Raw genomic sequence first — 24,905 nt, forward strand, 5'->3', positions numbered from 1 at the left:
TGCTATTTCTCGGTGGCGATCAGGCCGCGCACGAACCAGCGCTGCATCAAGACCACGACAATCATCGGCGGCACCATGATGATGAGCGTTCCGGCCATGGCAATGTGCCATTCCGGAGCGCCACCGACATTGGGGATCAGTTGCTTGAGCTCGGTCACCGCCATCGCATGCGACTGGTCGGTGGTGATCAGCAGCGGCCACAGATATTGGTTCCAGGCCCATAGGAACATGATGGTTCCGAGCGCGGCCATGTTGTTGCGCGACAGCGGCAGCAGCACGTCGATGAAGAACCGCAGCGGGCCGGCACCGTCCATGCGCGCGGCCTCGGTCAATTCGTCCGGCACGGTCAGGAAGAACTGGCGATAGAGGAAGGTTCCGGTGGCGGTGGCGACAAGCGGCAGGATCAGGCCGCTATAGGAATTGAGCAGCCCCAGGCTCATCGAGACCCGCACCCCCGATACTTTCTCGATCAGCCAGGAAAGCCCGGTCAGGTCCAGAATCGTTTGATAGGGCTCGAGCACGTTGGCAACCACCGCGTAGGTCGGCACGATGCGCACTTCGAGCGGCAGCATCAGGGTGATGAAGATCAGCCAGAAGATCAGCATGCGGCCAGGATAGCGGAAGTACACGAGCGAGAAGGCGGTGAGCGCCGAGATGATCACTTTCCCCGCCGCGACGCCGAACGCCATGATGAAGCTGTTGAGCAGCTTGGGACCGAGATCGGCCGTCACCCAGGCCGTCTTGATGTTGACCCCGAAGTCACTGCCCGGCAACAGCGACATCGGCACATCGTTGACGTCCTTGAGATTGTGCGACGCGGCGATCGCCACGATGGCGAAGGGCGCGACACAGAAAACGAAGCCGGCGAACAGGATCAGATGGGTGAAGAAGTTGAGGAACGGGGTGCGCTCGACCATGTCAATCTCACCTGTAATGCACGCGCCGCTCGATGAAGCGGAACTGGACGATGGTGAGGGCGACGATGAGTACCATCAGGATGATGCTCTGTGCGGCCGCGCCCGAATAGTCGAGGCCTTTGAACCCGTCGGAGTAGATCTTGTACACCATCAGATTGGTCGCATTCGCGGGTCCGCCTGATGTCATGATGTCGACGATGCCGAAGGAGTCCTGGAAGCTCTCGGTGATGTTGATGACGAGCAGGAAGAAGATCGTCGGCGTGATCAGCGGGAACTGGATATCCCAGAACCGCCTGAGGACACCGGAGCCGTCCATCGCCGCCGCCTCCATCAATGAGCGCGGGATGGCCTGGAAGGCGGCGAGGAAGAAGATGAAGTTGTAGCCGACATATTTCCAGGAGAAGGCAACGATGATCGAGGCCATTGCATCTGCGCCGTCGAGGCCTGGATCCCAGAAGCCGGGCCAGACGCGGTTGACGACGGCCATGAAGCCGGCTTCCGGCGCCAGGATAAAACGAAACGCCAGCGCCAGCGCCGGAGCGGCGATGCCATAAGGCCAGATAAGCACCACGCGATACAGCCACGAGCCGGCAAGCTGCCGATCGGTCAGGGCGGCTAGCACCAGCGCGATGAACATCGCCAGGCCGGTGCTGATGGCCGCGAAAATCAGGCTGGCTGTGATCGAGTTCCAGTAGTCGGCGTTGGACAGAATCGAGCGGAAATTGTCGAGACCGACCCAGATGTTGCCGCCGCCCCAGGGTTGCTGCAGCGTCAGCGACCAGTACACCGCCTGGCCGGCCGGCCAGTAGAAGAAGGTGAAGATCAGCAGCAACTGCGGCACCGCGAACAGGATACCGATCGTCGATCTGCTGAAGGTAACGCGTTTTTCCATCGGTCCGCCGAGGCCGCGGAACGGCCAGCCTAGAGCAAGATGAGATTAATACATGAAACGGCCGCCCGTCGAATCTCGCCGGGCGGCCTCGGTATAAGCTTCGCGATCAGGGCAGCGTCTTGCCCGGATAGGTCTGCTGGAAGCGGTCCAGGATGGCGTCGCCATTCTTGACCAGCGTGTCGAGGCCTTCCTGGACGCTGACCTTGTTGGCGAAGATCGCCTGCATCTGCGTGCCGAACTCGGCGCGGATCTGGGTGAAGTTGCCCAGGCGCACGCCGCGGGTGATTTCGGTCGGCTCGGACGCGGTCAGGCTGGCGATCGCGGTTTCGCGGCCCTTATAGGGAGCCTTGTCGTAGAAACCCTGGGACTTCAGGTATTCGAAGCCCGACTTGGTGACCGGGATGTAACCGGTGTTGGTCGACCAGAACAAAGCCGTCTTGGGGTCGTGGATGAAGTTGAGGAACGCGGCCGCGCCCTTGTATTCGGCGTCCGACTTGCCCGAGAGCACCCACAGGGAAGCGCCACCGACGAGCGAGTTCTTGCGCTCGGTTCCGGCATAGACCGGAAGTTCGGCGACATCCCAGTTCATGCCTTCCTTCTGCGTCTTGCCGACCGTGCCGTGATCGCCGACCGAGGTCATGATCACCTGGCAGGTGCCGGTCGCGAAGGCCTGGACCATGTCTTGGCCGAGATCCTTGGACTTGATCTTGATCAGGCCGGAATCATACCACTTCTTCAGGTCGGTGACGTACTGGACGAATTTGGTCTTGTTGACTTCCAGACGCGCGTCGAGGCCGTCATAGCCGTTGTTCTTGGTCGCGATCGGCTGGTTGTGGATGGCCGAGAACTGCTCCATGATCTGCCAGCTTTCGTTGGCGGAGATGTTGATCGCCATCGGGCACTCGTAGCCGGCGTCCTTCAACGCCTTGAGGTCGGCGCCGACATCTTCCCAGGTCTTCGGCGCCTCGGTCTTGCCGATCTTGGCGAAGGCGTCCTTGTTCCAGTACATCAGCGGGGTCGAGGAATTGAACGGGAAGGACAGCATCTCGCCCTTCGAGGTCGCGTAGTAACGGGCAATGCCGGGGAAATAGTCGGCGTAGTCGATCTTGTAGCCGTTTTCTTCCATCAGCTTGTCGGCGGGCTTGTAGGCGCCCGACAGCATCATTGTGGCGGTGCCGACGTCATAGACCTGGACGACGGCGGGCTGTTTGCCGGCGCGAAAGGCGGCGATGGTGTTCTGCAGCGTGGCATCGTAATTGCCCTGGCTGGTGCAGACGACTTCATAGTCCTTCTGCGAGGCGTTGAAGTTCTTGCACAGCGTGTCGACGACGCGGGCGAGGTCGCCCGAAAGGCCGAACCAGAAATCGAATTTTACCGGCTCCGCGAAGGCAGGAATTGCCAGCGCGGTGTTGAGCGCGCCTGCGGCAAGGGCAGCGAGGCCCCGCTTGATGATCGTCATGGTTTCTTCCCTCTTGAATGACTGTTGACAAGGGTCTTGCGCAAGTCCTTGCCCGCTCTCTTAGAGAAGGTATGTGACAGTTCTGTTGTGGCCTCCCGGGCCTTCTGCCAGTTGGTCTTTCCTGCCCCTCGGCGGTGGCCCCGGCATGAAAACGTCACGCCGGCGCCTTAGGTAGCTAGGGCGGCTGTCAAGGACGTAAAGGTCGTCATGGTTATCCGGCTAAAGGACGATGAAACGCTGATGCGGCAGCTGACGCACATGCCCATCGCCGACAGGCAGGCGATGCGCGGCGGCCCTCGCGACTGCGCCATATATCCGCGGCACGGGTCTCACGCGCCGCCTCGCGGCCAGCCCCTCCCGGCACTCAAAGCCAGCGGCCATTCTGCCCCAGGAGGGCACGCTATGGTTGCAGGCGGCTTTATCGATCCTTCAACGGCCAAGCCTTAATCAGTCATATTTCCTTTTTTATTTCCTATGGGCTAGGGGGAAATAAGGTGTTGACTGTCTATAATTGCATCGTGAACCAGCACGATTTGAGACTGGTCGTACTCGCCGCGCTGATTTGCGGGATTTCCTGTTTTTCTGCTGTGAACCTGCTTCACCACATCAGCCGCTCGACGGACCGCCACCGGTTGGTCTGGCTGATGATATCGGCGACGTCGACCGGGTTCGGCATCTGGGCCACGCATTTCATTGCCATGCTTGCCTTCACCCCGGGCATCCCCAGCGCCTACGATCCGGGACTTTCCGTGCTCTCGCTCGCCGCCTCGGTCGCACTGACGGCGGCTGGCATGTGGATCGCCACCTTGCGGGACGAGATCGATTACCATCTCGTCGGCGGCGCCGTTCTGGGTGGCGGCATCGCAGCCATGCACTATGTCGGCATGGCGGCGTTCGAGGTCCAGGGCCGGATCGAATGGAACCTGCTGCTTGTCGCAGTGTCCTTGCTGGCCGGCGCGACGCTTGCGGCAATGGCGCTGCACGTCGTTCTGCGCCGCCCTTCCCTGTTGGCCACATCGGCCGGCGCCGTACTGCTGACACTGGCGATCTGCACCTTGCATTTCATCGGCATGGGCGCCGTCTCGATCTTTCCCGATTCCTCTATCGTCATATCCGAATACACGATCGAGCCGACGTCGCAGGCTTTCGCGGCCGCGGCCGCCACGCTGGTGATCCTGGTGCTGTCGGCATCGGCGCTGTGGATCGATCTGCGCTTCCGGCGCCAGAAACTCGAGGTCGACCGCATGCACGGCCTGGCCAATGCGGCCGTGGAAGGCCTGATCGTCTGCGACGGCAGCCGCATCGTCAGCGCCAATGACAGCATGGGCAAGCTGACCGGCACGCCGGCAACGACGCTGAACGGTATGGAACTGGGCGAACTTTTCGACGAACGCGCCGCATTCGACGCGACCAGTCTGGAGGGCCAGCCGCGGGAGGCGGAGCTGAGGGGCCGCGATGGGACCAGAATTCCCGTCGAATTGATCGCCAGGAGCATCGACTATTGCGGCAAGCCGCACAACGTCATCGCCGTGCGCGATATACGCGAACGCAGGAAGGCCGAAGAGGAAATCCTTCGCCTTGCCCATTTCGATCCGCTGACAGGACTTGCCAATCGCCGCTCCTTCTCCAGCCGTCTCGACGCGGAAATCGCGTCCATGAACCGGGTCGCAAAAGCCGACGCAGGCGTCAAAGGCCGGCATCTTGCGCTTCTTTTGCTCGACCTCGATCGCTTCAAGGAGGTGAACGACCTCTACGGCCACGGCGCGGGCGATGCCATGTTGCAGAAGGTGGCAAGCTGCGCGTCCGGTGTTTTGCGCCACGGCCAGATGCTTGCACGCCTGGGCGGCGACGAATTCGCCATCATCGCCCCCAACCTCCCGGACCCGCAGGCGGCGGGCCGCATCGCCAATGCGGTGCTTGCCGCCATGCGCGAGGAAAACCGGGCAGCTGTCGGCGGCGGTCTGGTCTCGGCCAGCATCGGCATCGCGGTCTATCCGCTCGATGCCGAAGACCAGACGAGCCTGATCAGCCATGCCGATACGGCACTCTACCGGGCCAAGACCGAAGGCAGGGACACCTATCGCTATTTCGAGGCCTCGATGGGCGCCGAGGCCCGCGACAAGCGCGTGATGGAACATGAATTGCGCCAGGCCGTCGTGCGCGGTGAATTCTACCTCGTCTACCAGCCGCAGAAGGAGATCAGCAGCGGCAGGATGGTTGGCTTCGAGGCCCTGATCCGCTGGCGCCATCCTGAGCGCGGCGAGGTTTCCCCGGCCATTTTCATCCCGGTGGCCGAGGACAGCGGTGCGATCGGCCAGATCGGCGATTGGGTGCTCGAAGCGGCCTGCGAGGAAGCCGCGCGCTGGGAAAACCCGCTGACGGTCGCCGTCAACGTCTCCGCGGTCCAGCTCCACAATCCCAATTTCAGCCGCAAGGTCCACGAGACCTTGATGAAGACAGGCCTTGCCCCGACCAGGCTGGAACTCGAGATCACCGAGACCGCGCTGGTGAAGGACATGCCGCGTGCGCTGGCAACCTTGCGCCAGGTCAAGTCGCTCGGCGTGCGCGTGGCCATGGATGATTTCGGGACCGGCTATTCCTCCCTCTCCAACCTGCGCGCCTTTCCCTTCGACAAGATCAAGATCGACGCCTCCTTCATCAAGGCGGTCGACACGAACGGCCAGGTCGCGGCGATCGTGCGCGCGGTGCTTGGGCTGGGGCGCGGCCTTGGCCTGCCGGTTCTGGCCGAAGGCGTCGAGACGCTTGGCGAGTTGAAGTTCCTGGACGCCGAGGCTTGTGAGATCGGCCAGGGCTACTACCTCGGCAAGCCTGCGCCGATCGAAGCGTTCGACGACCTGACCGGCCACGGCAAGCCCGCTCCGGTGCGTGCCGGCCGCCAGGATGGCGGCGTCGTACTGCTCAAGCCAAAGGTGCGCTCGGCCTAGCCTGGGGAAAGCGCTACGCGCTTTTCCTGCATTTGCGTGTCCTGCATTTGCTTGGGTTTACGATCCGAGCGCCGTCTCGACCAGCCGCTTGGCGTCCGGCCCCGACCATTCGGCCGGGCCGTTCATATGGGCGATCAGGCAGCCCTCGCCGTCGATGAGCATGGTGACGGGAAGACCGAGCGCCAGCCCGCGCGTCTTGAGCTCGTTGAACAGCGTCATCGTCGAATCCCGGTAGTAGCCGAGCGTGTGCACACCGGTATCGGCGAGAAACTTCTTGGGCTTCACGTCGTCGCCGGCATCGACATTGACGGCGACGACCTGAAAGGCGTCGCTGCCTTTCTCCTTCTGCAGCGCATCGAGCGCCGGCATTTCGGCACGGCATGGCGCGCACCATGTCGCCCAGAGATTGAGCAGCACCGTCTTGCCGGTATGATCGGCGATCGTCATCGGCTTGCCGTCCGGACCGTTGAAGGCGAGGCTCCGCATCGACTGCGGCGGGTCGGCCGGCAAAAGCGCCGCGACCTCACCGGTGGCCGCGGCCGCGACCTTCTTGGCGCGCTCGCCCTTGGCGGTGCAAGCGACATCGTCCTTGCTCTCGCCGGCGGCCGTCTGGGCCGGTGCGTTGTTGCCAGACCGGCTCTCGCTGACATATACCGCGACCGCGCCGGCCAGCGCTCCCGCCACCAAAGCGGCGAGGATCAGGCGCGGGGCCGGGAAAAATCTGTTTCCGTCTGCCATTTTCTCAAAACTGCTCCGAAGCACGGGTTATAGCCATGAGCGACAAGAAGACCAGCAACCAGATGTGGGGCGGACGATTTGCCTCGGGTCCGGCCGCGATCATGGAAGCCATCAACGCGTCGATCTCGTTCGACCGCAAACTCTATGCCCAGGACATAAGAGGCTCGATCGCCCATAGCGAGATGCTGGCGCAAACGGGCATTATTTCGGCGGCCGATCAAGAAAAAATCGCGCACGGGCTGAACACGATCCTGAAAGAGATCGAAGCCGGCAGCTTCGAGTTTTCGACGAAGCTGGAAGACATCCACATGAATGTCGAGGCCCGCCTCGCCGACCTGATCGGTCCTTCTGCCGGCCGGCTTCACACCGCCCGCTCGCGCAACGACCAGGTGGCTGTCGATCTGAGGCTCTGGGTCAAGGACGAGTGCTTTCGCGTCGCCGAAGCCCTGAAGGGGCTGATCCAGGCCCTGCTGGAACGGGCCGAGGAACATGCGGCAACCGTGATGCCGGGCTTCACCCATATGCAGGCAGCCCAGCCGGTGACTTTCGGCCACCATTGCATGGCCTATGTCGAGATGTTTTCGCGCGACCTCTCGCGCGTCCGGGACGCCATCGAACGGATGGACGAGAGCCCGCTGGGTGCGGCCGCCCTCGCCGGCACCAGCTTTCCGATCGACCGTCATGCGACCGCCAAGGCGCTTGGCTTCCGCGAGCCGATGCGCAATTCGCTGGACAGCGTCTCCGACCGCGATTTCGCGCTGGAATTCCTGGCCATGGCCGCGATCTGCGCCACGCACCTGTCGCGGCTGGCGGAAGAAATCATCATCTGGTCGACGCCGCAATTCGGCTTCATCAGGCTGTCGGACAGTTTTTCCACCGGCTCCTCGATCATGCCGCAGAAGAAGAACCCCGACGCCGCCGAACTGGTGCGCGGCAAGACCGGCCGCGTCAACGGCCATCTGGTCGGCCTGCTGACGGTGATGAAGGGCATGCCTTTGACCTATGGCAAGGATATGCAGGAAGACAAGGAATCGGTCTTCGACGCCGCCGAGACGCTCGACCTGATGCTGGCCGCGACGACCGGCATGGTCTCGGACATGACGGTCAATGCGGCGGCGATGAAGAAGGCCGCCGGCTCCGGCCACGCCACCGCCACCGACCTCGCCGACTGGCTGGTGCGCACGCTCGGCCTGCCGTTCCGCGAGGCGCATCATGTCACCGGCCGCGCGGTGGCGCTGGCCGAAGACAAGAGGGTGAGCCTGGAGAAGCTTTCGCTGGAGGATCTCCAATCGATCAACCCCGGCATCACGCCAGACATTTTCTCGGTGCTGGCGGTGCAGAATTCGGTCAAGAGCCGCACAAGCTTCGGCGGCACCGCGCCGTCGGAAGTGAGGAAGCAGATCCGCGCCTGGAAAAAGCGTATCGCCAAGGCGTAATGCCGGATATTACGACCAGCAATATCTGGATATTGCGACCAGTAATTCCGGGGTGCAATACGCCGAGAACTCGGCTAAAAGCGGCGGCTGGCAAAAGTTTCGGACGGATGGATCGATGACCGGAAGCAGGATTTTGGTGACGCTGACGCTTCTGGCTGCGATGGCCGCTGTGACCGCCTGCGGCCGCAAGGCTGGTCTCGACACCCCCTACGAGGCTGCCGTCCAGGCGCGCAAGGACGCCGAAAAGGCCCACCAGCCGGTGCCGCCGGAACCGGAAAAACCGGTCGTGGACAAGAAGTTCATCCTCGACCCGCTGATCTAGCGCCCGCCAACTTCCGGAATCACTCTCGTGAACCATTTCGACTACCGCGACGGCGTGCTGCATGCCGAGGACGTGGCAATCCCTGATATCGCCGCGCAGGTCGGCACGCCGTTCTACTGCTATTCGACGGCAACCCTGACCAGGCACTACCGTGTCTTCACCAAGGCCTTTGCCGGTCTCGACACGCTGGTCTGCTACGCCATGAAGGCCAATTCCAACCAGGCGGTGCTGCGCACCCTGGCCAAGCTTGGCGCCGGCGCCGACGTGGTCTCGGAAGGCGAATTGCGCCGGGCACTGGCCGCCGGCGTCCCGGCCGGCAAGATCCTGTTCTCGGGTGTCGGCAAGACGGCGCGCGAAATGGACTTCGCGCTCGAGGCCGGCATCCTCTGCTTCAACGTCGAATCCGAGCCGGAGCTCGAGTTGCTCTCGGCCCGCGCCTCGACGCTCGGCAAGGTGGCGCCGGTGTCGCTGCGCATCAATCCCGATGTCGACGCCAGGACCCACAAGAAGATCTCAACCGGCAAGGCCGAGAACAAGTTCGGCATTCCGTGGCAGCGGGCGCGCCAGGTCTATGCCCGTGCGGCAACGCTCCCGGGTATCAAGATCACCGGCATCGACACCCATATCGGCAGCCAGATCACGGAACTGCAGCCTTTCGACGACGCTTTCGCCTTGCTGGTCGACCTGGTCGGTGCGTTGCGCGCCGACGGCCATGCCATCGACCATGTCGATCTCGGCGGCGGCCTCGGTATCCCCTACCGCGTCGACAACAACCCGCCCCCCTTGCCCGACGCCTATGCGCAGATCGTGCGCAAGCATGTCACCAAGCTGGGTATGAAGGTGATGTTCGAGCCGGGCCGGCTGATCGTTGGCAATGCCGGCATCCTGGTCTCGGAAGTCATTTTCGTGAAGGAAGGCGACGCCAAGAACTTCCTCGTCGTCGACGCCGCCATGAACGACCTGATTCGGCCGACGCTCTACGATGCCTTCCACGAGATCAGGCCGGTCGTGCAGCCACCGGCCGACACGCCGCGCATGATGGTCGATGTGGTCGGCCAGGTCTGCGAGACCGGCGACTATCTCGGCCTCGACCGCGACCTGCCGAGACTGAAGGCCGGCGATCTCGTCGCCGTTTCCACCGCCGGTGCCTATGGCGCGGTCCAGGCCGGCACCTACAACACCCGCCTGCTGGTACCCGAGGTGCTGGTCGACGGCGACCGTTTCCATATCGTGCGTCCGCGGCTGACCTATGACGATTTGATCGGGCTGGATTCGATGCCAGACTGGCTGGCATAAGCCGGTATCTCTACACGAGGAGAAAGTCATGCCGCACGGCAGTCCCGTCACACGCGAGCGCATTGCCGCGATGGAACCGCGCATCCGCCCCTATATCAGGCACACGCCGGTGCTGCGCGTCGACATGGCCGATTTCGACCGCCCGCCTCTGGCGGTCGATCTCAAGCTCGAATGCCTGCAGCATTCCGGCTCGTTCAAGGCGCGCGGCGCCTTCACCAATCTCCTGGAGCGGCCGGTTCCCGAGGCCGGCGTCGTCGCCGCGTCTGGCGGCAACCATGGCGCCGCCGTCGCCTATGCCGCCATGCGGCTTGGCCATAAGGCGACCATCTTCGTTCCTGAAGTGAGCCCGCAGGCCAAGCTGGACCGCATTCGCGGCTATGGCGCCGACCTCGTCGTCGGCGGCGCCCGCTATGCCGAGGCGCTGGCCGCCAGCGAGCGTTTCGCCGAGGAAACCGGAGCTTTGCAGATCCACGCCTTCAACCAGCAGGAAACGCTGGTCGGCCAGGGCACGCTTGGGCTCGAGATCGAGAACGACCTGCCTGAGATCGACACGCTGCTGGTCGCCGTCGGCGGTGGCGGCCTGATCGGCGGCATCGCCGCCTGGTATGCCGGCCGCATCCGCATCGTCGCCATCGAACCCGAGGGCGCGCCGACGCTTCATCGCGCCTTCGAGGCCGGCCATCCTGTCGACGCGCCGGCCGAAGGCATCGCCGCCGATTCGCTGGCGCCAAAGCGCGTCGGCGAAATGATGTTCCCGATCGCCGAGGCCTTCGTGGAACGCTCCATCCTGGTCAGCGACGACGACATCATCGCCGCCCAGAAGGCGCTCTGGAACCGCGTGCGCATCATCTCGGAGCCGGGTGGTGCCGCGGCCTTCGCCGCGATCCTGTCCGGCCGCTACGCGCCGGCGCCGGGCGAACGGGTGGCCGTGCTGGTCTGCGGCGCCAACGCAAACCCCGCCAATTTCTGATCGCAACCATTGCGGCCGGCTTCACGTTTTTTCAAACCGCCTCGCCTTTGCCGTGTTTGCTGGTATTCTTCGAGTCGCGGGGTTTGGGCTATCCTGCCCGCCCTACGGCATGATCCCGAAAAATGGTATCCCGTTTTCGGGAACGGATCATGCCCAGAAAAGATAGAGCCCCATCCCAGGGTTTCGGGATGGAACCGGCTCTGGGAAGGGCCGATGACGCAACGACCCATCTTCAGCAACGACCGCGGCCTGGCCGGACGCCTTGCCTTGAGCCGGCTGGCGACGCGGGTCTCGATGACGGTCGAGCGTGGCTGGCCGCTGCTGCTCCCGCTCATCATTGTCGTCGCCCTCTTCCTCAGCGCCTCCTGGTTCGGCATTTTTCCCCGGCTGCCGGATGTCGTGCGCATCGGCCTTCTCGCCCTGTTCGGCCTCGCAGGGCTGGCCGCGCTCTATCCGCTGCGCTTTTTCCGCATGCCTGCCGCGGCCCAGATCGATCGCCGCATCGAGGCCGCTAACAAACTGCTGCACAGCCCCGTACAGGTGCAGGGCGACCGGCCCAGCGGCCAGGAAAGCAGTTTCTCGCAGGCGCTCTGGCGCGAGCATCAGAAGCGCATGGCTGGAAAGCTCGACAGTCTCGGCGCCGACCTGCCGCGCACGCGCGTGCCCGAGCGCGACCCCTGGGGACTGCGCGCCGTGGCGGCGCTGCTGCTCGTCACCGCCTTCGCCTTCTCCTTCGGGCCGACCGGTGGCCGGCTGAGCGATGGGTTCAGCGCGCACGGCAGGCTCGACATCCTGCCGCCGCGCATCGACGCCTGGGTGACGCCGCCGGCCTATACCGGCAAGCCGCCGGTTTTCCTGACCGCCGATGCCAACCAGGCGACGCCGACCTTCACCATTCCGGAAGGCAGCGATGTGTCGCTACGCGTGACCGGTGGATCCGGGGAAGAAACGCTTTCTTATGCAGACAAGGACGGCAACGCGCGCGCCATCGACCCGGCCGTCCCGCAAGCCGCCGCCACGGTCAAGCTGGCCGCAAGCCCGACACCGTCCAATGTGCGCCAATTCACCGGGAAGCTGACTGGCGACGGCACGCTGACGCTGAAATCGGGCGACGATCAGCTTGGTCGCTGGGCCTTCGCCGTGCTGCCGGACAAGCCCCCCCAGATCCGCTTCGTCGGCGAGCCCAAGCGCGCCGCCAACGGCGCCTTCGAGCTCAACTACCAGATCGACGACGACTACGGCGCCGCCACCGCCAAGGCGGTCTTCACGCTGGCCGATCCGCAGGCGCCTGGTGCTCATCCGCTCTATGGCCCGCCCGAGATGCCGCTGTCGCTGCCGCGCCGTGGCGGCAGGTCGAACGCCGCCAAGACCACCAAGGACCTGACCGAGCATGTCTGGGCCGGCAGCAGCATCAAGCTGACGCTCGTCGCCACCGACGACGCAGGACACACCGCGTCCAGCGAGACCAAGACGCTCGTGATGCCCGAGCGCCCGTTCGCCAACCCGCTGGCGCGCGCGGTGATCGAACAGCGCCGCCTGCTGGCGCTCGACGCCAACGCCAAGCCGCGCGTACTCGACCTGATGGATGCCATCACGCTGCGGCCGGAAGATACGTTCGACAATATGTCCCATTATCTCGCCATCATGAGCGCGATGAGCCGGCTGAAACTGGCCGGGATTGACGATCAGTTGCGCGGCGAGGTTGCCTATCTCTGGGAAATCGCGCTCGGCATCGAGGAGGGCAACCTGTCGGCCGCCGAAAAGCGGCTGCGTCAGGCGCAGCAGGCGCTGCAGGATGCCATCAAGAACGGCGCCAGCGACGCCGAGATCGAGAAGGCGATGAAGGAACTGCGCGAGGCGATGAACCAGTTCCTGCAGGAATTCGCCGAACGCGCCAAGCAGAACCCGAATGCACCGCAGATGCAGCAGAATGGCCAGGAACTGCGCCAGAGCGACATCGACCGCATGATGGACCAGATCGAGAACCTGGCGAAATCGGGTGATCGCGACAAGGCCCAGCAATTGCTGTCGCAACTGCAGGACATGATGAACAACCTCCAGGCCGGCCGCCAGCAGCAGGGCGGTGAGCAGGACAGCCAGATGCGCCAGCAGATGGACAAGCTCGGCGAGATCCTGCGGCGCCAGCAGGAAATGATGAACGACACCTTCCGCATGGACCAGATGCAGCGCGGCGAGCGCCAGCGTGGCCAGAACCGCGACGAGCAGCTTGGCCAGGACGGTGAGCAAGGCCAATCGGGCGAAAACGGCAAGCCCGGCGAGAATGGCGAGCCAAAGCCGATGACGCCGCAGGAATTCGCCGATGCCCTGAAGCAGCTGCAGGAAGGCCAGGGCCAGCTGAAAGGCGATCTCGAGCAGCTGAAGAAAGGCCTGGAAGGCATGGGCATGGAGCCCAATGAAGGATTTGGCGAGGCCGGCAAATCCATGGGCAGCGCCGAACAGGCGCTTGGCGAGGGCCAGGGCGACGAAGCCGTCGGCCACCAGGGCCGGGCGCTCGAGGCGCTGCGCAAGGGCGCCAAGGACATGATGAAGCAGATGCAGGCCATGCAGGGCGACCAGGGCGGCAGCCAGCAAGGCGGCCGCCAGCAGGACGCCGATCGCGACCCGCTCGGCCGGCCGCGCGCCAGCCAGGGTCCTGATTTCGGCGACTCGGTGAAAGTGCCCGACGAGATCGACGTCCAGCGCGCGCGCCAGATCCTGGAAGCGATCCGAAAGCGGCTGGGCAACGCGCTCAGCCCCGATATCGAGCGCAGCTATCTGGAACGGCTTCTGGAGTTGAAGTAGCGATCGTCGTCCCCCATCCGCCCCCTCCCGAACGGTTGCACCACCATGCCGAAACTTGGTCCTGTCACGCCCATCCTGCGCATCTTCGATATTGCCAAGGCGCATGAATTCTACGTCGGATTTCTCGGATTCGAGGTGCAGTGGGAACATCGCTTCGACGACGGCGCACCGCTTTACACAGCCGTCGCGCGCGACGGCTGTGTCCTGCATCTGAGCGAACATCATGGCGACGGCACGCCGGGCTCTCACATCCGGATCGAGACGGCCGACATTGCTGGGCTGCACCACGAGTTGACCGCCAGGAAATACCGCTTTGCCAGGCCGGGTTTGGAGCAGACACCCTGGAAGACCAGGGAGGTCACGGTCGGCGATCCGTTCGGCAATAGCCTGACTTTCTATGAGGATGCGGGGGACTGACCCTACCGGTTGACGAATGCCTCGCGGATCGCGTCCTGCATGCCGTCGATCGCTTCCCCTGACGCATTCGGGTTGCGGTGCATCACCACATTCGAGGAATCGATATCGCCGAACCCGTCGGCGGGGGTGAGCTCCCGGCAACCGTCCGGAATGTTGCTGCGCGAGATCGGCGCGATCGCCAGTCCCGAGGTGACGGCAAGCTTCAGGCCGCCGGTGGTGTCGCTGGAATACGCGACACGATAGGCAAGCCCGCGTTGTTCCAGGGACCTGATGGCGAAGTCCTTGCACCAACTGACCCGGTTGTAGAGCGCGATGGGCACGGGACGCTCCTCGTGCATACGGTGCAGTGCCGACGTCACCCAGACGGTCGGGTCGTGCATCAGCACTTCGCCGCCCGAAGGATCCTGCCATTCGAACACCACGCAGAGATCGAGTTCGCCGGCGGCCAGCGCGGCGATCTGCGCCTCCGAATGCGCGTAACGCACGGTGACCTCGACCTTGGTGTGGCGCTTGGCGAATGCGCCGAGCGCGCGCGACAGGATGGCGTGGCCGTATTCCTCGGGAATGCCGATGCGCACCGGCCCGCCCAGCGGCGCCGCCGCCATCGACGCAGCCGTCTCGTCGAGCAGCGAGACGATGCGGCGGGCATTGACGATCAGTTCGCCGCCGCGCCGCGTCAGCGCCACGCCGCGCGAGCCGCGCTCGAACAGGCTGTCGCCGACCAGCTCTTCGAGCTTCTTCATCTGCATCGACACGGCCGATTGGGTGCGGCCAGCCTGCTCGGCCGCCCTGGTGAAATTGCCGGCTTCGGCGATGGCCACGAAGGTGCGCAGGAGATCGCTGTCGAGGGTTGGGCGCATGGAATCCACCATAAGAAAATCTGATCGCTGGCATCATTCCAATTCGTTTGCAACATGTCAAACGCCAGTGGATAGTTGCCGCACCCATTGGATATGCGACCGCGAAATCGGCCGCGGACCAATCAAAGAGTCCTCACTCGTGCCCGCTACCCGAAACGGTGGCGGGTTCTTTTTGATCTGGAGACGTTCGCCGGATCGTACGCACGGGAGCCTGAACGCATGCAGAATAGGATGGTGCGCGGCGTCCTGAGCCTGTGCCTGGGCGTGCTGGTGTTCTCGTTGCAGGATCCGCTCGTCAAAGCCGTGTCGAGCGGCTATCCGGTGACCGAGGTGATGGCGATCCGTTCGATCGTCGCCTTGCCGATCCTGATCCTTCTCGTCCACGCCGACGTCGGGCTGCGGGCCATCCTGTCGCGGCGCTTCGGCCTGCTGACGATCCGCGCCTTCATCCAGTTCACCTCCTACACGGTGTATTATCTGGCCATCGCCGCCCTGCCGCTGGCCGACGCCGTGGCGCTCTATTTCATGGCGCCGTTGTTCATCATGGCACTTGCCGGGCCGTATCTCGGCGAACACGTCTCCTGGCGGACGCTGGCGACCGTGCTGATCGGACTGTTGGGTGTGGTCGTGATGGTGCGTCCAGGCGCCGGGCTTTTCGATTGGGCGGCCTTGCTGTCGCTGGGCTCGGCGGCGCTCTACGGCTTCTCGCAATTGATGGCCCGCAAGATCGGCGACACCGAATCGTCCACCGTCATGGCCTTCTACCAGAACGGCGCCTATCTGGTCGGGGCCGCCGTGGTGGCCGGCTCGTTCCATCTTGCCGGCATAACTCACGCCGTCCACCCCAGCCTCGAATTCCTGGTGAGGCCGTGGATCTGGCCGACACCGCCGGATTTCCTGAAGATGGCAGCGTGCGGTTTCGTCGCCTCCGCGGGCATGATCCTGCTCTCGCAGGGCTACCGGCTGGCGCCGGCCAACCGCGTCGCCACTTTCGAATATACCGGCATCCTGTGGTCACCGTTGTGGGGCTTCCTCTTCTTTGCCGAGGTGCCCAGGTCGACGACGGTGATCGGTGCGGCCCTCATCATCGGCGCCGGTCTGCTGGCGCTCAACACTGGGCGGCGCGGGAGCGCGGCACCCGTGCTTGTCGCCAGGGATCCGGCCTGATCAGGCGAAGCAGATCAGCGCCTGCTCGACACGCGAACGGATCTCGGCCAGCGTGAAGGGTTTTTGCACGACATCGAGGATGATTCCGTTCAACTCCTCGGCGCGCTCGCGCTGGTCGGCATAGCCGGTCATCAGCATGATCTTCATCGCCGGGAAAAGTGCTGCGGCCGCAATCGCCATCTCGATGCCGTCCATCTCGGGCATGCGGATATCGGAGACGACGAGATCGTATCCGCCGTTCGCGGCCCGGATCAGCGAAAGCCCCTGGGCGCCGTCGGCGGCGATATCGATTGCGTGGCCGGCGCGTTCGAGCGCGCGGGCTGCGAGGGTACGGACGGACTCATCGTCCTCGACGATCAGAAGCTTTGCCATGGCCGGCATTCTTGGCGGCCAAAAGTTGACTTTTCCTGAAAACCGCGGCGCCAGGCCAGGCTAATTTTCCTGAAACCGTTAAGGTCTTTTTCAGCATTCACCGGTGCGGACCGCTGGCCTCACACATCGTCTTTCACGACACCCACGAACGGCAATTCCCGGAAGGCGTGCGCGACGTCCATGCCGTAGCCGACGACGAAATAGTCGGGGCAGTCGAAGCCGACATAGTCGGCGTTGAGCGCGGTCTGGCGGCGCATGCGCTTGTCGAGCAGCACGGCGATGGAGCAGCTTTTCGCGCCGCGCGACAGCATCAGGTCGCGGGTGAAGCTCAGCGTCTTGCCCGATTCGAGGATGTCGTCGATCAACAGCACATCACGGCCGGCAACCTCGTTGTCGATGTCGCGCAGCACCCTCACCTCGCCGCTGGTGGTGCCGGCGCCATAGCTGGAGATGAAGATGAACTCGACTTCCGGCGACAGGCCGACATCGTGCATGGCGCGGATCAGATCGGCGGCGAAGATGAACGAGCCTTTCAGCACCGAAATCACCAGCAGATCATGGTAGTCGTGTTCGGCGATCTCCTTGGCGAGTTCGAGATTGCGGCGCGCGATCGCCGACGCGGAAAACAGGACTTCGATGTCCTTGTCGCGTACGATGGGCATTGCTGGTCTTCCCCAGTGGTCGCCTACTCGGCGAAAGTGACCAAAACGGTCTTGACCCCGTTCTTAGGCACGTCGAGCCGGCTGGCAAAGCCGAATCTTTCGCCCGATGCCAGCGAACGGCCGGATGTCCCCAACGTATAGCGGATTGTTTGCCCGTCATTGCCCGTCACCCGGATTTCGAGCGGCGGCATGGTCGCGAGGCCCGTTCCGTCATTGGCGGCCTCGCCATCGACGAACAGCACCGGCTTAGGGCCCGAGGCGTCGACGCGGGAGGTGACGCCTGAAATGGTCAGCGCCGACGCTTGCGCGCCGCCCAGGAACGGCGCCTGGCGCATCAGCGCATGACCGCCCGAGACCCAGAAGGCGGCAAGGGCGGCACTGACGCCGGCGATCCAGAAGATCGGACCGCCGCGCGAGGCCGGCGGCCTCTCCGCCGGCGCTTCCGGCTTGCGCAGCATGTCCATGCCCTCGATGGGCGGGGTGACAATCAGGCGCGGCGGTGGCGAAGCGTTTTCCACCGGCGGGACGGGCCGCGACATGACGACGTAGTCCGCATCGACGACATCGGCCGCCGGACCGCGCACGATCCGCTCCATGGCAATTGCGGGCGGTTCGGTCATGATTTCGCCGGAAACCGGGCGCGCGGTTCGTTCCTCAGCCATGATGGCCCCAGCATTGCAGCACGTTCGCTTTTCGTTTCTTTTGAGTAAACACAAATGGTTAACGCTTCCCCACCGGAGCCCTCGTGAAGAGCCGAAACAACCCAGGAATTAACCGCCGGTTAACCATGCGGGCCGATGGTCTTTTTCCAGAACAGGCTGGCTCGCCGCCACCCGGAATCTCAGGTCGTCGAAATTGATTCGCTTCGAAAATGTCGGCCTCCGCTATGGCATGGGTCCGGAAATCCTCCGCGACATCTCCCTGCACATACCGGAGCGCTCCTTCCAGTTCCTGAGCGGGCCTTCCGGCGCCGGCAAGACGACGTTGCTGCGCCTTTTGTTCATGTCGCTGAAGCCGACGCGCGGGCTGATCACCATCTTCGGCAAGGACCGCTCGCGCATCTCACGCACCGAACTGCCGCACCTGCGCCGCCGCATCGGCGTGGTGTTCCAGGATTTTCGCCTGCTCGACCACATGACAACCTACGAAAACGTCGCGCTGCCGCTGCGCGTGCGCGGGCGCGAGGAAGCGAGCTACCGCACCGACGTCACCGAGCTGTTGAAATGGGTGGGGCTGGGCGAGCGCATGCATGTGCTGCCGCCGGTGCTGTCGGGCGGCGAGAAGCAGCGCGCCGCGATCGCCCGCGCCCTGATCGAACAGCCCGAAATCCTGCTTGCCGACGAACCGACCGGCAATGTCGACCCGCCGCTGGCGCGGCGCCTGCTCAGGCTGTTCATCGAGCTCAATCGCCTCGGCACCGCCGTGGTGATCGCCACCCACGACCTCGGCCTGATGGAACAGGTCGACGCGCGCCGCATGATCCTGGCCGGCGGAAGGCTGGACATCTATGACTGACCTATCGGCGGACCATTTCGAGGAGCAGGATGCCGAGGCGGTCGAGGCGAGGCCGCGCGCGCAACGCAAGATGGCGCCGATCGTGCCGGCGCAGAACATTGCCGGTCGCGCTTTGGTGCTGGTCATCGCCATCATGACCTTCCTGTCCTGCCTGACCTTTGGCGCCGTGACGCTGGTACGCGACACGGCCTCGGTCTGGGAGAACCAGATTTCGCGCGAGGCGACGATCCAGATCAAACCGGCCGACGGCCTCGACATGGAGGCGGCCCTTACCCAGGCCTCGCGGATCGCCGGCGAATTTCCCGGCGTGAAGTCGACCCGGATCATCGACCGCGAAGCGACCGCAAGGCTGCTGGAGCCGTGGCTGGGTTCGGGCCTCAACATCGACGACCTGCCGGTGCCGCGGCTGATCATCGTCACCATCGACGAGACCAGTCCGCCCGACTTCGCCGCCATGCGCGCCGCGATCACGCCGAAACTGCCGAGCGCATCGCTCGACGACCACCGCACCTGGGTCGACCGGCTGGTCGCCATGGCCCGCACCACGGTGACCATAGGCATCGCCGTTCTGGCCCTGATGCTGTCGGCGACCGTGCTGACGGTGGTGTTCGCGACCCGTGGCGCCATGGCCGGCAATGGCCATATCATCGAGGTGCTGCATTTCGTCGGCGCCGAGGCGGCCTTCATCGCGCGCGAATTCCGCCGCCATTTCCTAGTCACCGGCATGAAGGGCGCGGCCGCCGGCGGCGCTGCGGCGGTGCTCGTCTTCATCGTGTTTTCCTGGTGGTCGTCGCGCAACATGGCAACGCCGCAGGCCGATCAGGCAACGGCTTTGTTCGGCAATTTCGCCATCGGCTCGGCTGGTTACCTGGGCGTCGTCCTGATGGTGCTGGTGATCGGCGCGCTGACGGCGGCGACCTCGCACGCCACGGTCGTCGCCTATCTCAGCGACATCGACGTTCGCCAGCCCGACGCATGAAAAGAGATCCGTTCTTGCTTAGACGGCGTCGATGAAAAGGGGGCGATCACGGATGGAGAATTCGCGTAACGCAAAGTGCATCTTTCACCTATCAAAGGCCGTATTTCGGGATTAACCATATGGTCATGGACGTGCGGGATTCGACCGGAACGGCTGGACAGATGCCAGTGGTGGTTGCCCGTTGGCGCGGCCACCCCCGGATTAGCCGTTTAAAGACCGCTCTGCGGATATCCGCTCTATCACTCCTCATCCTCGCGACCTTGTTTGCCGGTGGCTTTGGCTGGTTCGCCAACAAGGTCAGCCATCTGGCCACGCCCACCAATCCGGCCAAGGCCGATGCCATCATCGTGCTCACCGGCGGGCAATCGCGCCTCGACGCCGCGATGGAGCTGCTGGCGTCCGGCAAGGGCGCGCGGCTCTTGATCAGTGGTGTGCATCCTTCCGCCAGCCGCCGCCAGCTTCAGGCGGCGACCGGCGGCGACAAGAAGCTGTTTTCCTGCTGCGTCGACATCGATCGCGCCGCGCTCGACACGATCGGCAATGCCGAGGAAAGCGCCAAGTGGGTGGAAAACCATGCCTATGGCACGGTGATCCTGGTCACCAACAACTATCACATGCCGCGCAGCCTGCTGGAGATGGGCCGACTGCTGCATGGTGCCAAGCTGGAGCCCTATCCGGTGGTCAACTCCAACCTCGACAATGGCGGCTGGCTGACCAAGCCGCAGGCGTTGCGCGTGCTGTTCACCGAATACACCAAATATCTGCTGGCGCTGGCACGTGGCATCGTGCCGGTGAAGCCGACGCCCGACGGCATCGCGCTGGCCGAAACCGCGGCCGGCGGCTGATCCCGCGTCATTCCTTGGCGGCAGCCCCCGAGATTCCCTTGAGACGTGCGATCTCCTGCTCGAGGTGCTGAATGCGCCGGTCGCGCTCGCCAAGTGCCGCTGCCACATCGGCTGCCTCGAAACGCTGCGGTATGTGCTGCGGGCAATTGGCATCCCAGGCCGAGACGGTGAACAGGATGACCTGCTCGGGCCGCGCTCTGTAGTCCCGAGGCATCAGCCTCGCCCTCAACTCAGGGTCATCCTCGACGACACGGGCCGTACCCCAGATCTTGATGCGCTGGCGCGTCATATAATCGATCAGGAACAGGAAGGCCCTCGGATTGTCGGCCAGATTGCCCTGGGTGATGAACTGCTTATTGCCTAGAAAATCCGCGAAGCCGATCGTCTTTTCATCTAGCACCCTGAGAAAGCCGGCCGGCCCGCCACGGTGCTGGATATAGGGCTGACCATCGCCATTAGCGGTCGACAGGAAGACGCTGGTCTGCATTTCGATGAAAGCGGCAAGGTCCGGTGTGATCGCCGATTGCCAGCCGCCGCGCTCCTCGACGCGCGCATAGGACTGGCGCGAACCCTTGCGCGCCTGGATCGCCTTGATCGTCGGCGTGAAGGCGACATCGCTGGCAAAGGCGTGCATGTTCATCGAAACCTCCTGGCATGCGACATCCCCGGAGCCCGAGCTCCGACGACGCGAATCATCGCTCGCCCACTGGCGGCGTTTGCACCCCACCCATATGCGACCTTCCATATTGCGAATGTAGATGTCATACTCGCAACCCTCCCTTCCATTTTCCGGAAGAATGATGGATCGCCTCGAAGCCATGTCCCTTTTTGTCGCGGCGGTGGAAGATGGCAGCCTTTCCGCTGCCGCACGCCGTTCGGGCGTTCCGCTTGCAACGGTCAGCCGCAAAGTCTCCGAACTGGAGCGGCATCTGAAGACCCGGCTGTTGAACCGTACGACGCGGCGGCTGACGCTGACCGACGCGGGCCACGCCTATCTCGCGGCCTGCCGCCGCATTCTCGACGAGGTCGGCGACGCCGAACGCACCGCCGGCGGCGAATACAGCGCCCCGACCGGAGAACTGATCATCACCGCGCCGATCGTCTTCGGCCGCCTTCACGTGCTGCCGGTCGTCACCGAATTCCTCGCCGCCTATCCCCTGGTGGATATCCGCCTCACGCTCGGCGACAGGATAAGCCAGCTGGCCGAGGATCATATCGACCTCGCCGTTCGCATCGGCAGGTTGCCGGATTCGCGCATGGTCGCCATCAGGGTCGGCTCGATCGGGCATGTCGTCTGCGCAAGCCCGGCCTATCTGGCCGCGCACGGCATTCCCCGGGTCCCGGGAGATCTCGAGACCCATAGCTGCATCGCCTTCGAAAGCCTTGGCTCACCCGCCACCTGGACCTTCGCCGTGGACAGGGCTGATCTTGCCGTGCCGGTCCGCTCGAGGCTCAGGGTCAACACCGCCGAGGCGGCGATCGATGCGGCGATCAACGGTGTCGGATTGGCGCGGGTGCTCTCCTACCAGATCGTCGCGGCAGTACGATCAGGAACACTGCGCCCCGTGCTCAGGGAGTTCGAAGCCGAGCCCTGGCCGGTAAACCTGGTGCATGAGGGCCAGGGCCGGCTGCCGGTGAAACTGCGCGCCTTCCTCGACTTTGCCGCCCCACGCCTGAGGGAACGCCTGGCTCACGCGACCTGGTAGGATGGGCAGCATCGCACCGTTTCCTTTTTCTGCGCGCTTGGTGTAACCAACGCACACCTCCTCACCGGACCTCCCCCATGCTCTATGTCAGATCGCTGGCGTTCAATTTCGTCTTCTACGTCAATCTGATCGTCCAGATGATCCTCTGGACCCCCTACTATTTCCTGTCGCCGCGCCACCGCGCCTGGTTCGTGCCGAAATTCTGGTCGCGCACTTCGATGTGGCTCTACGACAAGATCGCCGGCACGAAGAACGAGATCACCGGACAGGAAAACCTGCCCGAGGGGTCCTTCATCCTGGCACCGAAACATCAGTCATTCTGGGACGCGATCGCCTTCTTTCCTTTCCTTCAGGACCCGCTCTATATCCTGAAACGCGAGCTGACCTGGATCCCGTTCTTCGGCTGGTACATCCTGAAGATGCGGATGATCCCGGTGCATCGCGGCAGCCGCTCCAAGGCGCTGAAAGCTGTGGTCGCCGCGACCAGGGAAGAGATGGCGCGCAACCCGCGCCAGCTGATCATCTATCCCGAAGGCACGCGCCGGGCACCTGGCGACGAACCGGCCTACAAATACGGCATCGTCGAAATCTACGCGCAGCTTGGCGTGCCGGTGGTGCCGGTGGCCCATGTCGCCGGCCTCTATTGGCCGCGCCGCAAATTCCTGCGCTATCCCGGCACCATCAAGGCGCGGTTCCTGCCGCCCATTCCGCCAGGTCTGGGCAAGGACGAGTTCATGGCGCGCCTGATCGGCGAGACCGAGGCTGCCTGCGACCAGCTTCTCGTCGAGGCATCGCGCGCACCAAACCCACCGGCCTTGCCTCCGACCGCGGTCAAGCGCCTTCGGGAGCTCGGCGCGAAGGCCTGAAGGCCCAGGCCGTCAACCGTACACCGCCAGCACCGTGGTCAGCACCAGCGTCGCCGCGAAGAAGAGGTTGATGATCCGCGAGGCGACGGGCCTGCGCAGGAAGCGCGCGAACGCCGCACCGGCAAGAAGCCACACGGCGTGGATGACGACGATCATCACCGCCAGAACCGTCAGTTTCGTCCACGGGTCGAGTTCGGCACCGCCCTCGCTCGACGAGGCGCCGGCGAACACGGCGGCGATCGCCACATAGGCCTTGGGATTGGCGACCGCCAGCAGAAACCCGGCCAGCCATGTCGGGCGCGAACCCTCGGCGGCACATGCCGCCAGCGGCGGCGCCGTGGCGATCTTGAAAGCGAGATAGAGGATGTAGGCCGCGGACGCGACAACCAGCAACGGCGCCAGCTTCGGCATGGAGGCAAGCGCCGCCATGACCCCGGTCGCCACTACGAGCAGCACGGCGATCGTGCCCACGACGATGCCGCCGGTGTAACGCAGCGAATCGCGCAGGCCGAAGGCGGCGCCGACGGCGGTGACGCTTATCGTCGCCGGCCCCGGACTGCCCATGACGACGGTGGCGGCCAGCAGCAACGCGAGCAGCTGGCGCCAAAGCTCGGGTTGCGAAACAAGCAGGCCGGCCATCCGATCCTCCGCCCATGAGCCTTTCGTGCGAAGGACGGTATGGCAGGGCGTGAGAATCGTCTTGGACGTTCGTGCGTGCTGTCGGCCTCAGCCGCTGGCTTTGTCGAGTTCCGCCATGTCGTCGGCGCTCAACTTCAACGACACCGCCTTGATCAGGCTGTCCATCTGGCTGGGCTTGGTGGCGCTGGCGATCGGCGCGGTGACGCCAGGCCGCGCGATGGCCCAGGCAAGCGCAACCTCCGCCTGCTTGGCCTGGTGCCTCGCCGACACCGCATCGAGCGCCGTCAGGATGCGCATGCCCCGCGCATTGAGGTAGTCTTTCACCCCGCCGCCGCGCTCGCTTTGGCCGAGATCGGCCTCCGTGCGGTACTTGCCGCTCAAGAAACCCTTGGCCAGGCTGAAATAGGTGATGACGCCGATATCCTCGGCCACGCAGAGGTCGCGCAGCGGCCCATCGAAGGAGGAGCGGTCATAGAGATTGTATTCCGGCTGCAGCACCTCGTAGCGCGGCAGGCCGCGCAGGCTCGCCACATCGAGTGCCGCACGCAACTGGCCGGCATCGAGGTTGGAACAGCCGGCATAGCGGATCTTGCCCTTGGCGAGCAGCTTCTCATAGGCGCCGAGGGTTTCCTCGTAAGGTGTCGCCGGATCCGGCCAGTGCGACAGATAGAGGTCGATTGCGTCGGTCTGCAGTCGCTTCAGCGAGGCGTCGACGGCCTTCTCGATATAGGCGGCGGAGAGGTCCTTGTGGCCCTGCCCCATATCCGAGCCGACCTTGGTGACCACGACGACCTTGTCGCGGTTTCCCCGCTCCTTCATCCACTTGCCGATGATGGTTTCCGATTCGCCGCCCTGGTTGCCTGGAACCCAGCGCGAATAGGCGTCGGCCGTGTCGATCGCATTGAGGCCAGCCCCGACGAAGCGGTCGAGCAGGTCGAAAGAGGTTTTCTCGTCGGCGGTCCAGCCGAAGACGTTGCCGCCCAGAACCAGCGGCGCGATGGAAAGGTCGGTGCGACCGAGACGGCGTTTCTGCAAGACGGATCTCCGTGATGATTGGGGCCGGGCGATGCCGCCCGTTGGCTGGGTTCAGCCTAACCTAG

The 24,905-nt window shown here is 64.1% G+C and carries 24 protein-coding genes; 13 read left to right on the plus strand and 11 right to left on the minus strand.

The genetic code is table 11. The features are described from left to right. Positions 1–2 precede the first annotated feature (2 nt). The 3 genes from LB569_RS23320 to LB569_RS23330 all read right to left on the minus strand — a co-directional run bounded on the left by LB569_RS23320 (position 3) and on the right by LB569_RS23330 (position 3,268). Positions 3–917 carry an ABC transporter permease subunit gene (locus LB569_RS23320; protein WP_224694259.1) on the minus strand — a complete coding sequence of 305 codons (915 nt, stop codon included), beginning with the start codon at positions 915–917 and terminating at the stop codon, positions 3–5. A gap of 7 nt (positions 918–924) precedes the next feature. Continuing rightward, positions 925–1,809, minus strand: a complete 885-nt coding sequence (locus LB569_RS23325) for a carbohydrate ABC transporter permease (RefSeq protein WP_224694260.1) — start codon at positions 1,807–1,809, stop codon at positions 925–927. 106 nt (positions 1,810–1,915) lie between these two features. Continuing rightward, positions 1,916–3,268: an extracellular solute-binding protein gene (locus tag LB569_RS23330; protein ID WP_224694261.1), complete on the minus strand. Its 1,353-nt coding sequence runs from the start codon at positions 3,266–3,268 to the stop codon at positions 1,916–1,918. A gap of 494 nt (positions 3,269–3,762) precedes the next feature. Between LB569_RS23330 and LB569_RS23335 the strand changes: the two genes are divergently transcribed. Further along, on the plus strand, positions 3,763–6,213 hold the full coding sequence (locus LB569_RS23335; protein ID WP_224694262.1) for an EAL domain-containing protein: 2,451 nt from the start codon (positions 3,763–3,765) through the stop codon (positions 6,211–6,213). Between the two features lie 57 nt (positions 6,214–6,270). On the opposite strand, the gene tlpA is transcribed toward LB569_RS23335, so the two are convergent. Further along, positions 6,271–6,951: a thiol:disulfide interchange protein TlpA gene (gene tlpA, locus LB569_RS23340; RefSeq protein WP_224694263.1), complete on the minus strand. Its 681-nt coding sequence runs from the start codon at positions 6,949–6,951 to the stop codon at positions 6,271–6,273. A 35-nt stretch (positions 6,952–6,986) separates the two neighbouring features. Here tlpA and argH point away from each other — a divergent pair, with 35 nt between their 5' ends. The 6 genes from argH (at position 6,987) to LB569_RS23370 (ending at position 14,194) form a co-directional block, all read left to right on the plus strand. After that, a complete protein-coding gene (argH, locus tag LB569_RS23345; protein ID WP_140708464.1) occupies positions 6,987–8,387 on the plus strand; it encodes an argininosuccinate lyase in 1,401 nt (466 codons plus the stop codon). 115 nt (positions 8,388–8,502) lie between these two features. Continuing rightward, a complete protein-coding gene (locus LB569_RS23350) occupies positions 8,503–8,709 on the plus strand; it encodes a hypothetical protein (RefSeq protein ID WP_140708462.1) in 207 nt (68 codons plus the stop codon). A 27-nt stretch (positions 8,710–8,736) separates the two neighbouring features. Next, a complete protein-coding gene (gene lysA, locus LB569_RS23355) occupies positions 8,737–10,005 on the plus strand; it encodes a diaminopimelate decarboxylase (RefSeq protein ID WP_224694264.1) in 1,269 nt (422 codons plus the stop codon). A gap of 28 nt (positions 10,006–10,033) precedes the next feature. Continuing rightward, positions 10,034–10,975: a threonine/serine dehydratase gene (locus LB569_RS23360; RefSeq protein WP_224694265.1), complete on the plus strand. Its 942-nt coding sequence runs from the start codon at positions 10,034–10,036 to the stop codon at positions 10,973–10,975. Positions 10,976–11,188: 213 nt separating this feature from the next. Beyond that, complete coding sequence (locus tag LB569_RS23365; RefSeq protein ID WP_224694266.1) at positions 11,189–13,777, plus strand: TIGR02302 family protein; 2,589 nt, start codon at positions 11,189–11,191, stop codon at positions 13,775–13,777. A 45-nt stretch (positions 13,778–13,822) separates the two neighbouring features. Further along, positions 13,823–14,194 (plus strand): glyoxalase superfamily protein, encoded by a 372-nt coding sequence (locus LB569_RS23370; protein ID WP_140708454.1) that lies wholly within the window; start codon positions 13,823–13,825, stop codon positions 14,192–14,194. Between the two features lie 2 nt (positions 14,195–14,196). Here LB569_RS23370 and LB569_RS23375 read toward each other — a convergent pair whose 3' ends face one another. After that, complete coding sequence (locus LB569_RS23375) at positions 14,197–15,054, minus strand: LysR family transcriptional regulator (RefSeq protein WP_224694267.1); 858 nt, start codon at positions 15,052–15,054, stop codon at positions 14,197–14,199. 219 nt (positions 15,055–15,273) lie between these two features. On the opposite strand from LB569_RS23375, the gene LB569_RS23380 reads away from it, so the two are divergent. Further along, a complete protein-coding gene (locus LB569_RS23380) occupies positions 15,274–16,221 on the plus strand; it encodes a DMT family transporter (RefSeq protein WP_224694268.1) in 948 nt (315 codons plus the stop codon). Here LB569_RS23380 and LB569_RS23385 read toward each other — a convergent pair whose 3' ends face one another. The 3 genes from LB569_RS23385 to LB569_RS23395 form a co-directional block, all read right to left on the minus strand. Beyond that, the gene (locus LB569_RS23385) at positions 16,222–16,593 is read right to left on the minus strand and encodes a response regulator (RefSeq protein ID WP_181173781.1); all 372 of its coding nucleotides are present in this window, start codon (positions 16,591–16,593) and stop codon (positions 16,222–16,224) included. A 119-nt stretch (positions 16,594–16,712) separates the two neighbouring features. Then, the gene (gene hpt / locus LB569_RS23390) at positions 16,713–17,255 is read right to left on the minus strand and encodes a hypoxanthine phosphoribosyltransferase (protein WP_224694269.1); all 543 of its coding nucleotides are present in this window, start codon (positions 17,253–17,255) and stop codon (positions 16,713–16,715) included. A gap of 23 nt (positions 17,256–17,278) precedes the next feature. Next, entirely contained in the window at positions 17,279–17,920 is a 642-nt protein-coding gene (locus tag LB569_RS23395; RefSeq protein ID WP_224694327.1) for a hypothetical protein, read from the minus strand. Between the two features lie 190 nt (positions 17,921–18,110). Here LB569_RS23395 and ftsE point away from each other — a divergent pair, with 190 nt between their 5' ends. The 3 genes from ftsE (at position 18,111) to LB569_RS23410 (ending at position 20,594) form a co-directional block, all read left to right on the plus strand. Continuing rightward, positions 18,111–18,770 carry a cell division ATP-binding protein FtsE gene (ftsE, locus tag LB569_RS23400; protein ID WP_010911739.1) on the plus strand — a complete coding sequence of 220 codons (660 nt, stop codon included), beginning with the start codon at positions 18,111–18,113 and terminating at the stop codon, positions 18,768–18,770. Beyond that, entirely contained in the window at positions 18,763–19,749 is a 987-nt protein-coding gene (locus LB569_RS23405) for a cell division protein FtsX (RefSeq protein WP_224694270.1), read from the plus strand. Before ftsE ends, LB569_RS23405 begins: the two co-directional genes overlap by 8 nt. Positions 19,750–19,868: 119 nt before the next feature. Next, positions 19,869–20,594, plus strand: a complete 726-nt coding sequence (locus LB569_RS23410; RefSeq protein WP_224694271.1) for a YdcF family protein — start codon at positions 19,869–19,871, stop codon at positions 20,592–20,594. Between the two features lie 7 nt (positions 20,595–20,601). Here the strand turns inward: LB569_RS23410 and LB569_RS23415 are convergent, their stop codons facing one another. Beyond that, complete coding sequence (locus LB569_RS23415) at positions 20,602–21,234, minus strand: pyridoxamine 5'-phosphate oxidase family protein (RefSeq protein ID WP_224694272.1); 633 nt, start codon at positions 21,232–21,234, stop codon at positions 20,602–20,604. A gap of 160 nt (positions 21,235–21,394) precedes the next feature. On the opposite strand from LB569_RS23415, the gene LB569_RS23420 reads away from it, so the two are divergent. Both LB569_RS23420 and LB569_RS23425 read left to right on the plus strand, forming a co-directional pair. Continuing rightward, positions 21,395–22,300: a LysR family transcriptional regulator gene (locus tag LB569_RS23420; RefSeq protein ID WP_224694273.1), complete on the plus strand. Its 906-nt coding sequence runs from the start codon at positions 21,395–21,397 to the stop codon at positions 22,298–22,300. 77 nt (positions 22,301–22,377) lie between these two features. Then, a complete protein-coding gene (locus LB569_RS23425) occupies positions 22,378–23,166 on the plus strand; it encodes a lysophospholipid acyltransferase family protein (protein WP_224694274.1) in 789 nt (262 codons plus the stop codon). A 12-nt stretch (positions 23,167–23,178) separates the two neighbouring features. Here the strand turns inward: LB569_RS23425 and LB569_RS23430 are convergent, their stop codons facing one another. Further along, entirely contained in the window at positions 23,179–23,805 is a 627-nt protein-coding gene (locus tag LB569_RS23430; protein WP_224694275.1) for a LysE family translocator, read from the minus strand. Between the two features lie 87 nt (positions 23,806–23,892). After that, positions 23,893–24,840, minus strand: coding sequence for an aldo/keto reductase (locus LB569_RS23435; RefSeq protein WP_224694276.1), 948 nt, complete (start codon positions 24,838–24,840; stop codon positions 23,893–23,895). Positions 24,841–24,905: the final 65 nt, after the last annotated feature.

The sequence above is a fragment of the Mesorhizobium sp. BH1-1-4 genome, assembly GCF_020165665.1.
Taxonomy (GTDB): Bacteria; Pseudomonadota; Alphaproteobacteria; order Rhizobiales; family Rhizobiaceae; genus Mesorhizobium.